General features: G+C 65.9%; 13 protein-coding genes and 1 pseudogene. 3 read left to right on the forward strand and 11 right to left on the reverse strand.

Annotated features, from left to right (window positions below; translation table 11 throughout):
• Window positions 1-329: 329 nt before the first annotated feature.
• The 8 genes from WAO18_RS18375 to ctaD form a co-directional block, all read right to left on the reverse strand.
• Complete coding sequence (locus tag WAO18_RS18375; protein WP_422207673.1) at window positions 330-1,538, reverse strand: THUMP-like domain-containing protein; 1,209 nt, start codon at window positions 1,536-1,538, stop codon at window positions 330-332.
• A complete protein-coding gene (locus WAO18_RS18380) occupies window positions 1,496-2,464 on the reverse strand; it encodes a class I SAM-dependent methyltransferase (protein WP_422207663.1) in 969 nt (322 codons plus the stop codon). The genes WAO18_RS18375 and WAO18_RS18380 overlap by 43 nt, the downstream gene beginning before the upstream one ends.
• 43 nt (window positions 2,465-2,507) lie before the next feature.
• Window positions 2,508-4,604 (reverse strand): cellulase family glycosylhydrolase, encoded by a 2,097-nt coding sequence (locus tag WAO18_RS18385; RefSeq protein ID WP_422207664.1) that lies wholly within the window; start codon window positions 4,602-4,604, stop codon window positions 2,508-2,510.
• Window positions 4,605-4,692: 88 nt separating this feature from the next.
• Complete coding sequence (locus WAO18_RS18390; protein ID WP_422207665.1) at window positions 4,693-5,451, reverse strand: enoyl-CoA hydratase; 759 nt, start codon at window positions 5,449-5,451, stop codon at window positions 4,693-4,695.
• The gene (locus WAO18_RS18395) at window positions 5,439-6,257 is read right to left on the reverse strand and encodes an NUDIX hydrolase (RefSeq protein WP_422207666.1); all 819 of its coding nucleotides are present in this window, start codon (window positions 6,255-6,257) and stop codon (window positions 5,439-5,441) included. The genes WAO18_RS18390 and WAO18_RS18395 overlap by 13 nt, the downstream gene beginning before the upstream one ends.
• The gene (locus WAO18_RS18400; protein ID WP_422207667.1) at window positions 6,257-7,096 is read right to left on the reverse strand and encodes an ABC transporter ATP-binding protein; all 840 of its coding nucleotides are present in this window, start codon (window positions 7,094-7,096) and stop codon (window positions 6,257-6,259) included. The genes WAO18_RS18395 and WAO18_RS18400 overlap by 1 nt, the downstream gene beginning before the upstream one ends.
• 104 nt (window positions 7,097-7,200) lie before the next feature.
• A complete protein-coding gene (serB, locus tag WAO18_RS18405) occupies window positions 7,201-8,439 on the reverse strand; it encodes a phosphoserine phosphatase SerB (protein ID WP_422207668.1) in 1,239 nt (412 codons plus the stop codon).
• A 25-nt stretch (window positions 8,440-8,464) separates the two neighbouring features.
• Window positions 8,465-10,210: a cytochrome c oxidase subunit I gene (gene ctaD / locus WAO18_RS18410; protein ID WP_422207669.1), complete on the reverse strand. Its 1,746-nt coding sequence runs from the start codon at window positions 10,208-10,210 to the stop codon at window positions 8,465-8,467.
• A gap of 196 nt (window positions 10,211-10,406) precedes the next feature.
• Here ctaD and WAO18_RS18415 point away from each other — a divergent pair, with 196 nt between their 5' ends.
• The 3 genes from WAO18_RS18415 (at window position 10,407) to WAO18_RS18425 (ending at window position 13,848) form a co-directional block, all read left to right on the forward strand.
• Complete coding sequence (locus WAO18_RS18415; RefSeq protein ID WP_422207674.1) at window positions 10,407-11,489, forward strand: iron-siderophore ABC transporter substrate-binding protein; 1,083 nt, start codon at window positions 10,407-10,409, stop codon at window positions 11,487-11,489.
• Window positions 11,490-11,612: 123 nt separating this feature from the next.
• Window positions 11,613-12,650 carry a PE-PPE domain-containing protein gene (locus tag WAO18_RS18420; protein WP_422207670.1) on the forward strand — a complete coding sequence of 346 codons (1,038 nt, stop codon included), beginning with the start codon at window positions 11,613-11,615 and terminating at the stop codon, window positions 12,648-12,650.
• Window positions 12,651-12,807: 157 nt separating this feature from the next.
• Window positions 12,808-13,848 carry an NAD(P)-dependent alcohol dehydrogenase gene (locus WAO18_RS18425; protein WP_422207671.1) on the forward strand — a complete coding sequence of 347 codons (1,041 nt, stop codon included), beginning with the start codon at window positions 12,808-12,810 and terminating at the stop codon, window positions 13,846-13,848.
• On the opposite strand, the gene WAO18_RS18430 is transcribed toward WAO18_RS18425, so the two are convergent.
• The 3 genes and pseudogenes from WAO18_RS18430 to WAO18_RS18440 all read right to left on the reverse strand — a co-directional run.
• Entirely contained in the window at window positions 13,837-14,214 is a 378-nt protein-coding gene (locus WAO18_RS18430; protein ID WP_422207675.1) for a DUF3349 domain-containing protein, read from the reverse strand. The genes WAO18_RS18425 and WAO18_RS18430 overlap by 12 nt on opposite strands.
• Window positions 14,215-14,342: 128 nt before the next feature.
• Window positions 14,343-14,891 (reverse strand): hypothetical protein, encoded by a 549-nt coding sequence (locus WAO18_RS18435; protein WP_422207672.1) that lies wholly within the window; start codon window positions 14,889-14,891, stop codon window positions 14,343-14,345.
• A gap of 16 nt (window positions 14,892-14,907) precedes the next feature.
• Window positions 14,908-15,049, reverse strand: a pseudogene (locus WAO18_RS18440) (ribonucleotide-diphosphate reductase subunit beta); the annotation flags it as partial.

Raw genomic sequence — 15,049 nt, forward strand, 5'->3', positions numbered from 1 at the left:
CATAAAAGGCGTTTACATGCGGCGGAACACTTGGCTAACGCTGCATGACGTGGTAGCTATACACACTGCGGGCAATTAGGGCGCGAATCCTGGTTCACGCTTTGGCCTAAACGCGGACCCACCAGGAAGCCTGCGGGGTGGAGGTCAGCGCTGCCCGATCGACGTCGCGCAACCGGGGGCGGCGAAGCTACAGCAGCTACATCATGTCCCGGTAATGCTTCGCTGTAGCGGTGCCGACCCCCCGGCGCGCTCATCTAAGTCTGCGGCGCACAGGGGCACAGTTCATGGGGAGATCTCCCTATTTTTTGTGCCAACGTGCGGGTGTTTCGTCACCGCGACGGTCGGCACACGAACGCCATCCCCTTCGCCGTCGCACCGGACCCGATCCGCGTGATGACCACCGCCAATGACCGGTCGCCACGCAACGCCAGGCGGCGGCGTAACGCATCGGGCTCCACGTTCACGCCGCGAACCAATATCTCGAGTGCGCCGCAGTCGAGCGCTCCCAGCGCCTGACGCAGTCGCCGCTCGTCGAAGGCGAGCTGCTCGAGAACCTCGAAGCCGCGGACATCCGGCGGGAGCTCCTCGCCGGATAGATAAGCGATGTGCGGGTCGAGTTGCCACAGCCCATGTCGCGACCCGTAGTGACGGACCAAACCAGCACGCACCACCGCACCATCGGGGTCGACGATCCAGCGGCCGGGCGCCCGCACCGGGCAGTCGTCCGGATCGGCGTCGGTGACTCGTTCACCGCGGTCCACCATGTTGGCGCGCCTGCGCACCCCTGGCGCCGTGAGGTCCCCGCACCACAAGCAGGCTTCCCGCACCGACCCGCGATAGGAGGTCACCTCGATCTCACCGTCAAACCCGAGTTGTGTCACCGCGTCGAAGTCGATTCCCGGGGCGCATTTGACGACCAGGCTTCGGCCTCGGTAGGTCTCGAGCAGCTCGTCGAGGGCGGGTTGGTAGTCACGTGGATCGAAACGCCGCCGCCCCGCACTACGCCGTGCCGGATCAGCCAGCACCACCGTGTCGCGAGTAACCGGGCGCAGCGCGTCGGCGCGGCACAGGTCGACGGCGTCGCCGAGGTTGTGCCGCGCCATCGCCAGCCGTACCGCGTCGACGTCGCTGCCGACCACCCGGGTCGCCGAGCCGCTCAAGGCCGCCAGCTCCGTGCCGATCGAGCAGGTCACATCGTGAACCACCCTGCCGCGCAACCGTTCCGATCGATACAGTGCAACCGGCGCAGCGGTGGCTTGCTGCAGCGCCTCATCGGTGAACAGCCAATCGTGGGATTCCGGCAATTCGGAAAGCTTTGCGACCGCGCGGCGGCGCAGCAACACCGTTTCCACCAACAACGGCGTCCGGTCACCGAATTGATCACGTAGCGCGGCGATCTCGCTGATGCGATCGCTCAGCGGGAGGGCTTCCGCGACGGCCAAGGCGGCCGACCCCTCGACCGACGTCAGGTAGGCGACGTCGTCGAGGCTGATGTTCAGGACGGCTTGATCCCGGTGATCTCGACGTTGTAGAACCAGCCCTTGGGCACCACGTGTCGCCACACGTTAGAGTCGGCCCAGCTCAGCACCTTCCAGCTGGTGAACGCGAAGTTGGCCCAAGCCCAGCCCAGCCGCCCCGGCGGCACAGCGTATTCGAAGGTGCGCAGCGGCCAGCCGAGCATCGCCGCGGTGAATTCGACGGTGACGGTGCCGATCTCGACCGCGCCGGCCCGGGCGGCCATCTTCTCCAGTTCAGCCGGAGAAAACGTGTGCAAGTCGACGACGGCCTCCAGTGCGGCGGCGCGTGAGGACTCGTCCAGTTCGGCCTGCGGGCGTCGCCAGCTCTGTAACCCGGGCAACCTGGTGGCGTTGGTCGCCACCCGCCAGGTCAACGTCGACAGCGAGCGCGCGTAACTGTTGCCGACAGTGGTCGGCTCACCGGCGAACACGAACCGGCCACCGGGCCGCAGTACCCGAAGCACCTCACGCAGCGTGAGCTCGACGTCCGGAATGTGGTGTAGCACAGCATGTCCGACCACCAGGTCGAAGCTGTCGTCGTCATACGGGATGCGCTCGGCATCGGCGACCCGCCCATCGATGTCCAGCCCCAGCGACTTCCCGTTGCGGGTGGCGACTTTGACCATGCCCGGGGACAGATCGGTGACCGATCCGCGCCGCGCCACCCCCGACTGAATCAGGTTCAGCAGGAAAAAGCCGCTGCCGCAACCCAATTCGAGGGCATGATCATAGGGCAGCCGGTGAATCTCGTCTTCCGGGACGACGCCGTCGAAGCAGTCCCGCGCGTAGTCGATGCAGCGCTGGTCGTAGGAGATCGACCATTTCTCGTCGTAGTTCTCCGCTTCCCAGTCGTGGTAGAGCACCTGGGCCAGCTTGCTGTCGTGCCGGGCGGCCTCGACCTGGTCGGCAGTGGCGTGCGGCTGCGGCGCCGGGTCAGTACTGGTCATGGTCGCCCAGCCTATCGGCCGACCGGGCCGGCGAGCATCCTGGCTATGTTCCGGCGGCGCTGACCGTGACGGTGACGGTGCTTGCGCCGTTAGACGCGATCACCAGTTCTGCGGCGTTGGATCCTGAAAGCACGTCGCCGCCGGTCACGCTGACCTGGTAGCCGTCCGGAAATTCGACCTTCGGGATGGAAATGATGGTCTCCGAACCGGCCGGGAAGCTGCCCAGGCCGTCAGGCTCTTCGGTGGAGTAGCTGAACTGGAAGGTGCCGTTGTCGAATGAGTAGGAATCCGGGGTGCCGGAGACCAACTGCGGGTAGGGCTCGGCGAGCGTGTCCAGGTTGGCGGTATTCACGTTGGCCCCGATCGGCGGCAACTCGGGGTTGTACACCAGCGACTCCGAACTCGGTGGGTTCGCACTGGTGGTGATGTCGCCCTGACCCGAGTAGGCCCATTCGGTCCAGCCGATCAGGTGCTGGTCTGCTCCTTGCATCGGGGCCGCGATCTCCGCTTGGTTGCTGGTCGCGCCGAACTCGCTCATGAATGCCGGAATTCCATGCGCCTGCGCATAGTCCTCGGCGTGGCCGACGACCCCGTTGACGCTGGGTATGCAGCCCAGCGGCCCCAGGCTGAACTCGCAGTAATCGTGGAACGACAAGACCGTGCCCGGGGCCTCCACGGTGCCCAGATGGATGGGCAGGCCGGCGTTGGACAAGAGGTTGGGTTCGAAGAAAATCGGTGTGCTCGGATCGACGGCCCTGATCGCGTCGGCCCCCTGGTCGTAGAACGGGGTCAGTTGCTGGGAGTCGAAATACGGGCTGCCCAACAAAGTCGGCAGCAGCTGCTCGCCTGGTGATGGTTCGTTCATCAGCTCGAAGCCCGCCACGTTGGGGTTGCCGTTGAAGGCGTGGGCGACGTACTCCAGCATCTGCGAGTAGTTGTCTTCCAGGCCAATCCCGTTCGGTGCGTCGACGTTGGTCCAGAACGACTCCCACGCCTGGTTCGCGGCCGGATTGAAGAAATCGTTGAGCGGGAAGGGCAGCGAAGGATTGGCCCCGCCGTCGGTGTGCACCGCCCAGTCCGGCGCGCCCTCGCCGCCGAACGCGGAGCTGTACGCGTCCTGGTGGAAGTCGATGATGCTGTAGATCCCGTGGTTGCCCAGGATTTGGACGGTGTGCTCGATCGAGTCCAGGTACGACGTGTTGAAAACGCCGGGCTCGGGCTCCAGGTCGGACCAGATGACGCCCACCCGGACGGCGTTGAAACCGTTTGCGGCCAGAAACGCTGCGTCGTTGTTGCCGAACCCGTCCGCCGACGGCTCGCCCGGTGCCACTTTGTACACCTCGTTGAGCCCGTGCAGGAGGACGACCTGGCCTTCACTATTGGTCAGCCATTCCCCGGAGGCCCCGAGCGGCAGCAGCGATGTGTTCGGGTCCGCGGCCTGCGTGAGGCCTGCGGGCAGCGTGCCGTAGTGACCCACCATGCCGTGCTCGCCGAACGTACCGGCGTTGCCGCCGGCTCCGCCGAGCGCGGGAAGGCCAGCGGCCGTGGCGCCGTCGCCGGCGTTGCCACCATCTCCGCCGATACCGAACAGCGAGCCGGCGTCACCGCCATCGCCGCCGGCCGCGCCGGCACCCCCCATCCCGCCTTCGCCGCCGTTTCCGAAGAAGCCCGCCGCATCCCCTCCGGAACCGCCTGCCTCGCCGGCCACCGTGCTGTTCCAGCCGGGGCCACCGTCGCCGAACCACAGCCCGCCGGCACCGCCGCTGGGGTCCATCTGGGTGCCATCGGCGCCGTTGCCGATCAAGAACTGCCCGGACGCCGTGTTGATGGCATGGTCAACGTGCTCACCGAACGGGCTGTTGATCCAGCTCTCGACCCCGGCGTGCAACGCGTCGTAGATGTGCTGCTGGAAAAGCTCTGTTGCGGAAAACGTTTCAGCACCGGCCGTGCTGGCAGCGAGGGCCTGATCGACTGCGTGGCCGCCGACATCCGCGGACGCCGCACTCGAGATGACGTTGCTGATCAGGTCGCCAAGACCGAAGTCATCGGCATGCGCTGCCGGTGCGGTGAACATCCCGATCCCAAACGCCGCGACGGCGGCACCGACGGCGTGGCTGCGGTGGTTTGTCCTGAAGATCATGCAGACCTCCGTGCGCGCGACGACGACGTGAGCCAGCCCATAGTAGCGAGCGGCTCTCACGCTGTGTAAAGGTTTTTCTCAGATCTTCTTAAGTCGCCTGTGCCGGCTGCTGCCGCAGGCTGGCATCGAATACTTTGAGGTAGCGGCGGCGTTCGGCATCCGACCGCTCGGCCGGAGCCAGCGCGTACACGTCGTCGATGCCGGCCTTGGCCGCGGCCAGCGCGTCGCGCGGTGCATCGACGAAGCGGCTCGCCCAGGCTGCGGCGGCGTCATACACGCCGTCCGGGGCCACCATCTCGTCGACCACACCCAACTCCAGCGCCTCCTCGGCGTCGAAGAACCGGCCGCTGTACACCAACTCCTTCGCGCGGCTCGCCCCGACCGTTCGGGCCAGCCGTGCCATGGCGTCACCGCCGGGAACCAAACCGGCCAGGATCTCCGTCGTACCGAACCGCACGTTGTCGCCGCTCACCCGCCAGTCCGCGGCGAGCGCCAAGCCCAAGCCGGCACCCAGCGCGTATCCAGTGACTGCGGCGACGGTCGGCTTCGGGATCGCCGCGACGGCGTCAATGGCGGCGCGGTGCACGCGTACCCAGCTGTCGACCTCGGGCGCGGCCAGGGTGCGCAACGCGGGCGTGTCGTCGCCCGCGGAGAAGATCTCATGGCCGCCGAAGATGACGGCGGCGGCGATGTCGTCGCGGTCGCTCATCTCGGCCGCGGCCTGCTCGACCTCCCGGTAGACCTGCCGGGTCAAGGCGTTGGTGGGCGGCCGCGACAGCACCAGCGTCCCAACGCCGGGATGGCCTGGGTCCAGGTGGATGCTGACGAACTCGCTCAAAGACGCCACCCCAGTCCGCCGGCCTTGCGGGCCCGGTGGTAGCGGTCGGAGTCGAAGAACTCGAAAATCCAATTGTCGCCGTCGATTTCGAGGTTCGGTTGCACCGTGACGATCTGACGCTCGACGGCAAGCACGTCGGCAACCGAGCGCCCGATCAGCGAGTCCAGCTGCGTCCAGGTCGGCGGTAGCAAGAAGCAGCGACCGGCTTCGAATTCGGCGATGGCCGCCTGCGGTGTCGCCCACTGCGCCCGGTCGGACTCGGTGTTGTCGCCGTCGGCGCGTTGGCCTTCGGGCAGTGCTCCGACGAAGAAGTAGGTGTCGTAGCGGCGGGTGCGTTCGGCTTCGGGGGTCACCCAGTTGGCCCACGGCCGCAGCAGATCGGCCCGCAACACCAGGTTTTCCCGTCGTAGGAAGTCCGCGAAAGACAGCGTCCGGTCGGCCAGCGCCTGCCGGGATTCGCGGTACACCGATGCGTCGCCGACGATGGCGGCCGGGTCACCGGCCGGCCCGGCGAACAGCACACCGCACTCCTCGAAGGTCTCGCGTGCCGCGGCACACACCAGCGCCTCGGCCAACTCCCAGTCGATGCCGAACCGCTCCGCCCACCACGCCGGCAGCGGTCCCGCCCAGGCGATGTCGGCGTTGCGGTCGCGGTCGTCTACGCCGCCGCCGGGAAATACCACCGTGCCCGCGGCGAATTCCATTGCGGCGTGCCGTCGCATCAGGAAGAGCGCTATGCCGTGGGAGGTGTCTCGGATCAGCATCACGGTCGCGGCCGGCCTCGCCGGCAACGGGACATACGAATCGTCAGTCATCAGCGCCTCCGATGGGCCGCGCGGGTGCGAACGCGCCGGGCGAAGTAACGCCCGTCGATCACGTCCACCGCGATCGACTGGCCGAACGCCGCGGACAAGTTGTCTCCGGTCAACACGTCGGCCAGCAGACCTGCCGCGACGACTTGCCCCTCAGCTAACAGCATGCAGTGGCTGAAGCCGGGCGGAATCTCCTCGACGTGATGGGTGACCAGGACCAGCGCGGGTGCATCGGGATCGGCGGCCAGATCGGCCAGCCGCGACACCAGCTCCTCACGCCCGCCCAGGTCGAGACCGGCAGCGGGTTCGTCGAGCAGCAGCAGTTCAGGGTCGGTCATCAGCGCCCGCGCGATCAGGATCCGCTTGCGCTCACCCTCGGACAGGGTTTCGTAGGTGCGGCCGGCCAGATGCTCGGCTCCCAGGCTTTCCAGCATGTCGACCGCGCGGTTGTAGTCGACGTCCTCGTAGCGCTCACGCCAACGCCCCAGCACCGCGTAGCCGGCCGAGACCACCAGATCTCGCACCACCTCATTGCCCGGAATCCGTTGCGCCAGCGCCGATGAGCTCAAGCCCACCCGTGAGCGCAGCTCGGACATGTCGACCCGGCCGAGCCGCTCCCCCAAGACATAGGCAACACCGGACGAGGGATGCTCGGCGGCCGCGGCGATGCGCAGTAACGACGTCTTGCCGGCGCCGTTGGCCCCGATGATCACCCAGCGTTCGTCGAGCTCGACCGACCAGCTCACCGGCCCGACCAGGACGTGGCCGTCGCGACGCAGCGACACATCGGTGAAGTCGATCAGCAGGTCGGGGTCGACTGCATCGCTTCCCGTTTCGGCCACCCGACCATCGTGCCGTACCGCGACGCCCTGGCGGCTGCCGGGTCGCGGGGTCGGTTCGGCTGCGTAGCGACCCGCTGCGCCCGGCTTCGCCGCGCTGGCGATCGCTAGAGATCGGGCGGGATGTCGACGCGGCTCACCATGCCGTCGAGCGCATCCGCGGCCTCGATCTCGCCGCGCGTCACGCCGAGCAGAAACAGCACGGTGTCCAGGTATGGGTGGCTCAGCGACGCGTCGGCGACTTCCCGCAACGCGGGTTTCGCGTTGAACGCAACGCCCAGGCCGGCCGCGGCCAGCATGTCGATATCGTTGGCGCCGTCCCCGACGGCGACGGTCTGCGCCATCGGCACACCGACCTGATGGGCAAAGTCCCTCAGCGCCTTGGCTTTACCCGCACGGTCGACGATCTGGCCGACTACCCGCCCGGTGAGTTTGCCGTCGACCACCTCCAGCTCGTTGGCGGCGACGAAGTCGAGCATCAACTCGTGCGCCAGCGGTTCGATGACCTGTCGGAATCCGCCGGAGACGACGCCCACGTGATAGCCCAGCCGACGCAACGTGCGCAGGGTGGTCCGCGCACCGGGGGTCAGCTTAACGTCTTGGGCGACCTCGTCGAGCACTTCGGCAGGCAATCCGGCCAGCGTGGCGACCCGTTGTTGCAGCGACTCGGCGAAGTCCAGTTCACCACGCATGGCAGCGTCGGTGATCGCGGCGACGGCGTCCAGGGCGCCCGCCCGCGCCGCCAGCATCTCGATGACTTCCTGCTGGATCAACGTCGAGTCGACGTCGAACACGATGAGCCGTTTGGCGCGCCGCGCGATGCTGAAGTCCTCAAGAGCCACGTCGACGCCGGCGTCGGCGGCCACTCGGGTCAGCACCTCCTGCAGTTGCCCACCGATCCCGGTCGGCACGGAGACCCGCAACTCCAGGCCGGTGACCGGATAGTCGGAGACGCCGCGGATCAGGTCGATGTTGACGCCCAGCGCCGCCACTTCGTGGGCAACGGTGCCGAACGCTTCGGCCGTGATCGGCCGGCCCAGCACCATGATCGTGTGTGTCGAAGGTTCTCGGATGATCCGCAGGTCGTCGCTGCGCTCGATACTGACGTCCAGCCCGACAGCACGGATCGCTGCTTCGACTTCGTCGCGAAAAGCCTTGCCTTCGGCGACGTTTAGCGGCGCCGACACCAGCACGCCCAGGGTCAGACGATTCCGGATCACCACCTGCTCGACGTTGAGTAGCTCGACCTCGTGACCCGAAAGAACTTGGAAAAGCGCCGACGTCACGCCTGGTTTGTCGTGACCGGTGACGGTGATCAGTGCCGACACCCTGTGGGGTTTACTCACCCCAAATTGCCTCCGCTAGAGGCCATTACGTGCGGACGCTGACGTCGTCGGCTCGGGTGACGTCGCCGTCTGTCGGGCCGTGAGCCCGTCCGACGTGGGCCTCAGCGCGCAGTCGCTCCACCATGTGCGGGTAGTGCAGCTCAAAAGCCGGGCGCTCGGAGCGAATGCGCGGCAGCTCGGTGAAGTTGTGCCGCGGCGGCGGGCAACTGGTCGCCCACTCCAGCGAGTTGCCGTATCCCCACGGGTCGTCGACCGTGACTACTTCGCCATAGCGCCAGCTCTTGAAGACGTTCCAGACGAACGGGATCATCGACACGCCAAGGATGAACGCACCGATCGTCGACACCACGTTGTACGGCTGGAACCCGTCGGTCGGCAGGTAGTCGGCGTAGCGACGCGGCATCCCGATGTCGCCCAGCCAGTGCTGAATCAAAAACGTCGTGTGGAAGCCGATGAACGTCAACCAGAAGTGCAGCTTGCCCAGCCGCTCGTCGAGCAGGCGACCGGTCATCTTCGGTAACCAGAAGTAGGTGCCGGCGAATGTGGCGAACACGATGGTGCCGAACAAGACGTAGTGGAAGTGCGCGACCACGAAATAGCTGTCGGTTACGTGGAAGTCCAGCGGCGGGCTGGCCAGCAACACACCGGTCAGGCCACCCAACAGGAAGGTGATCATGAAGCCGATCGAGAACAGCATCGGCGTCTCGAATGTCAACTGCCCCTTCCACATCGTGCCAACCCAGTTGAAGAACTTGATGCCGGTCGGCACCGCGATCAGGTAGGTCATGAAGGAGAAGAAGGGCAGCAGCACCGCGCCGGTGGCGAACATGTGGTGTGCCCACACCGCGACCGACAGCGCGGCAATCGACAGCGTCGCGTAGACCAGCGTGGTGTAGCCGAAGATCGGCTTGCGGGAGAACACCGGGAAGATCTCGGTCACGATGCCGAAGAACGGCAACGCCACGATGTAGACCTCGGGGTGACCGAAGAACCAGAACAGGTGCTGCCACAACAGAACTCCGCCGTTGGCCGAGTCGTAGATGTGGGCGCCCAGGTGCCGATCGGCGGCCAGCCCGAACAGGGCCGCAGTCAGCAGCGGGAAGGCCAGCAATACCAGGATCGACGTCACCAGGATGTTCCAGGTGAAGATCGGCATCCGGAACATCGTCATGCCCGGGGCCCGCATACACACGACCGTGGTGATCATGTTGACCGCGCCCAGGATGGTGCCCAGGCCGGCAACGATCAGCCCCATGATCCACAGGTCGCCGCCGGCGCCGGGTGAGTGAATGGCGTCGGTCAGCGGCGTGTAGGCGGTCCAACCGAAGTCGGCGGCACCGCCGGGCGTGATGAAGCCGGCCATGCCGATCGTCGCGCCGAACAGGAACAGCCAGAAGGAGAAGGCGTTGAGCCGCGGGAACGCCACGTCAGGCGCGCCGATCTGCAGCGGCAGCACCAGGTTGGCGAAACCGAACACGATCGGCGTCGCATAGAACAACAGCATGATCGTGCCGTGCATGGTGAACAGCTGGTTGAACTGTTCGTTGGACAGGAACTGCAGTCCGGGCGCGGCCAATTCGGTGCGCATCAGCAGCGCCAGCAGGCCGCCGATGAAGAAGAAGATGAAGCAGGCGACCACATACATGATCCCGATCAGCTTGTGATCTGTGGTGGTGATCAGCCGGTAGACCAGGTTGCCTTTAGGGCCTGTTCGCGGCGGGTAGGGACGACTAGCCTCGAGTTCTCCCAGCGGGGGCGCTTCGGCAGTCAAGAGCTCCTCCAAACATCGGGCAGGGCAACTGGGAACAGTGGCTTTTGAGTCTAGCGTTCGAGTGGCCGCGCCGACGGACAGGTCCTACAAACTGTCGTAATAAGCCGGTGAACACTTTTCCGCCCGCCGCTGCGCTCTCGGCAGACCCGCCTTTAGCTGGCCGGATGTTAACGTCGGACCCGTGCTGCTCTGGCCCATGCGACCCGCGCTGGCCGCTGCCGCCGCGGCAGTGATTTCGGCCTCGGCGTGCACCAGCTGCACGTCGGGGTCCCCCGGCGAAAACAGCGCGCCGTCGGTCATCACCAGCACCACCCAGATCGCCGGCGCAGGTGTACTGGGCAACCAGCGACGTCCAGACGAGTCGTGTGCACCCGAGCCGGCCGGCCCCGACGCAGGACCGCCGACCCGAAGCGCCCACAACGCAAGCGGCGTCGAGCCCGACACGGCAGAGGTACCCGAGGACCCACAGCGCATTGTCGTGCTCTCCGGCGATCAACTCGACGGCCTGTGCGCGCTGGGCCTGCAGTCGCGGATCGTCGCGGCGGCGCTGCCGGACGGCTCATCGGACCAACCGTCCTATCTGGGCACGGTCGTGCACAAGCTGCCCGGCGCCGGCACCCGCAGCAACCCCGACCTGGCCGCGATCAAGGCCGCCAAACCTGACCTGATCCTCGGCTCGCAAACTCTGACTCCCAAGCTCTACCCGGCCCTGGCGGCCATCGCGGCGACGGTGTTCACCGGGTCGCCCGGTGCGGCTTGGCAGAACAACCTGCGCGGCGTGGGCGAGGCGACCGCGCGGGCGGACGCCGCCGGCGGCTTGATCGACGGCTTCACGGCGAAGGCTCATGACGACGGCGCCGCGCACGACGCCGGCCACTACCAGGCTTCAGTCGTGCAGTTCACCGAAAATGCCGTCCGCGTGTACGGGGCCGACAATTTCCCGGCCAGTGTCTTGACCGCGGTCGGTGTGGATCGCCCTGCGGCGCAAAGGTTTACCGACAAGCCGTATATCGAGGTGGGCAGCACCGATGCCGACTTGGCGAAAAATGCGGACTTCTCCGCGGCCGACGCCGACGTGGTCTATGTGTCGTTCGCCTCGCCGGCCGCTAAAGACCGCGCCCCCACCATCTTCGACAGCACGCCGTGGCGCAGGCTGTCGGCCACTCGCGACAACCGGGTGTTCGTGGTCAACAACGAGGTGTGGCAGACCGGCGAGGGTGTGATCGCCGCCCGAGGCATCATCGATGACCTGCGCTTCATCAACGCCCCGATCAATTAGCCCGGCGACCGGCCCGGACCCATCACCGAAACCGCCTCGCCCGATCCGTAAGAACTCCTGAATCCAGGCTTAATTTCCGATAAGAAAGATGGCGATACCCCGCGAGAGCCTGAGGAGTCCACGATGAACGGATCGAAGATGCTCGCGAAAGGTGCCCTCGTCGGCATGATCATCGGTGCGGCGAGCGCGGTGAGCCTGCAAGCCGCCCACGCTGAAGAGACTCTGCCCGGCCCACTATCCGGAAGCGACACGGCGCTCATCCTCGGCGGGACCACCGAGCCGACGCCATCGAACGCCTTCGCGCGGGCCGCCGAAAACTTGTTTCTCCATCCGCTGGGATTCGATGACGGCGCGACCTCCTCGACGGTCTGCGACATGATCGTGACCAACCCCTGCGCAGCACCGTTGCAGGTGCTGACGACACCGGAACTGATCCAGCAGGGCCCGAGCACCCTGACCGGGGCCGACGACGTCACGCTGGCCGTCGAGAACGAATTCAACGCGCACCCGGGCCTTTTCAGCGCCGACAACCCGCTGACGATTTTTGGCTACTCGCAGAGCGCCACCGCCGACTCGATCGCGATGACCCAGATCCACGACTACAGCATGCTTCACGGGGACAGCATCCCCCTCGACTCCCTGCACTTCGTGTTCATCGGCGACCCGTCGCTGGAAGACACCGGCATATGGGCGCCCTCCGCCGCGGACCCCTCCCAGTCCAATCTGGAATATGACCTGGCCTCGTTGATCGGGCCGGAGAAGACGGACCACATTCTCACGGCGCTCGGTATCGTCGCGAATGACGGTATCGGCCAACAAGTCCTGGGCAATGTGACGCCGACCGATCTCTACCCGGCGACGATCTACACGCTGGAGGGCGATAGCGTCGCCCAGTTCCAACAGGTCTTCGAGTCAAGCGGTCTGCTGGGCACGATCTGGCATCTGTTCACCACGCACGTGGAGTATTTGGGCTTGACGCCGGAAGACATCGCGGCCGCGACCACGACAACCGACGGCAACCTCACACTTGTCGACATCCCCGACACCTTCAACAACGCTGGCGCGTGGCTCAGCGCGGTATTCGAGCACGGGGCCGCCGGCAGCGGTCTGCTCGAGAGCGTGTGGCAGTCGCTGGAACTGTATTTGACAAACTCGTTCTGAACCCAGACCAGGCCGCTGCGGCAACCTTGAAACGACCACCGCTGGCCGGTGGTGTGAGGTTCACCGCACCCAGCAAAATACATAGCTTATCTATGCTAATCTGGAGGGCGTTCAATGGAATTCGATACGAAATTACGCGCACTGAAGAGGATTGCTGATGAGCACCGTTTCCGCTTACGCCGCCTCCGATAAATCGGGGCACCTGACCAAAACCACGATCGACCGCCGCGAAGCCGGCCCGCACGACGTCGCTATCGACATCAAGTTCGCCGGCATCTGCCACTCCGACATCCACACCGTCAAAGCCGAATGGGGCGTTCCCAACTACCCCATCGTGCCGGGCCACGAAATCGCCGGCGTCGTCACCGCCGTCGGCTCCGACGTCACCAAGCACAAGGTTGGCGACCACGTCGGCGTGGGCTGCATGGTGAACTCCTGCGGCCACTGCAGCAGTTGCAGCGCCGGGCTCGAGCAGTACTGCAAGAACGGGGCGACGTTCACCTACAACTCCAAGGACAAGGACGGCACGATCACGCAAGGCGGATACAGCCAGGCGGTCGTCGTCAACGAGAACTTCGTCGTGCAGATCCCCGACTCGCTGCCGCTGGACGCCGCCGCGCCGCTGCTGTGCGCCGGCATCACGCTGTTTTCACCGCTGCGGCACTGGAAGGCCGGACCCGACACCCGGCTGGCGATCATCGGCCTGGGCGGGCTGGGCCACATGGGCGTCAAGCTCGGCGCCGCAATGGGCGCAGAGGTCACGGTGCTGTCGCAGTCGCTGAAGAAGATGGAAGACGGTCTGCGTCTCGGCGCGGGGCACTACTACGCGACCGCCGACCGCGACACCTTCAAGAAATTGCGCGGCAGCTTCGACCTCATCCTGAACACCGTCTCGGCGAACCTGAATCTGGGCGACTACCTCAACCTGCTTGACGTCGACGGCAGTCTCGTGGAGCTGGGTATCCCCGAGCACCCGATGGAGGTGCCGGCATTCGCGCTGGCGCTGGCGCGCCGCAGTCTGTCCGGCTCCAACATCGGCGGCATCGCCGAGACCCAGGAGATGCTGAATTTCTGCGCCAAGCACAACACCCTGCCCGAAATCGAAGTCATCGAGGCGGATTACGTCAACGAAGCCTACGAGCGCGTGCTGGCCAGCGACGTGCGCTACCGCTTCGTCATCGACATCTCAACGCTGTGAGTCAGCCCGCGACGCCGCTGAGCTGTCGGTTGCGCCGTCGCCGCTGATACCCCAAAGCGGCCAGCCGGCGGCGGCGAGCCGGGCAGCCACCCGCGCGATGTTCTCCGGACCGGCGTCATAGTGGGTCATATCAGAGATGAAATCCGCGATCACGTCGCGGTCGACGCTGCCGTTCGACAGCTCTTCCTCGTCGATCGAGTCGACGACTTCGGTGATCTCTTCATCGCTCAGCGGTGTGCTGCGCAGCAGCGCAAGCAGTGCGATACGGTCGGGCCCCGGCACGCCGTCGGGATAGCCGACCTGCAGCCACTTGATCACTGAACGGAAAAAGTTGGCTGCCGAGGCCGCCGCGGAAGCTGGAGTTATCGCCACGCCATCAGTGTCACGGCTGCGAGGTCACAGACGCCACTGTCGCGCCCGGCTAAGTACACAATTCACGCCTCGTTCATCGAACATACGTCCCCTCGGCCGCAAATAGGGCCGTCACCGCGGCGTTAAGCCACCGGCCCACGCGCCAACTCGGCGACGTGTCGCTGAATTCGCCGTGAGCTGAGCACCGAGACCGGCAGCAATATCGCAGCCAGTACGGCAAGCACCACGAAGGCCAGCCGGTCGTTGCGGAACAGCACCGCGCCGGACACGACTGCGGCGATCAGGAAGCCCACGATGCACCAGGACCACAGCTGCGAGCGTTTCAGTTCAGCTGCCGACTTGTTGCGGAGATACACCCTGCCCAGCCGCGTGGCCGAGGCCCGCACGTCCGGGTCGGCAGGTGCGGGTCCCCTCAAGACCGCGTTGATCGCGGCGGAACGACCCGACTGGTCCAGTCCTGACACCGCTTCTCGAGCTGCGCGATGCATGCTCTGCGTCGTCACGGTGAAATATCCGCCGAGCGCGGCGCCGAAGACGATGGCCGACAGGACGGCGCCCTCGAACTCGTAGGTCGACTGCAGGCTGGTGAACAGACCCCACCACACGGCGAGAAAAATCGCCCACACCGTGAATCGCACCCAGGCGGGTTGCAGTATCAGCCGAAGGCGCATGGCAAACCGGCGTCTTCTAGAAGTTCCAGTCCTCGTCTTCAGTGACGACGGCCTTGCCTATCACGTATGAGGAGCCCGAACCGGAGAAGAAGTCGTGGTTCTCATCCGCGTTCGGCGACAGGGCCGACAGGATCGCCGGGTTGACGTCGGTCTCATCG

It is taken from the genome of Mycobacterium sp. (genome assembly GCF_049278535.1).
In the GTDB taxonomy this organism is placed as follows: domain Bacteria; phylum Actinomycetota; class Actinomycetes; order Mycobacteriales; family Mycobacteriaceae; genus Mycobacterium.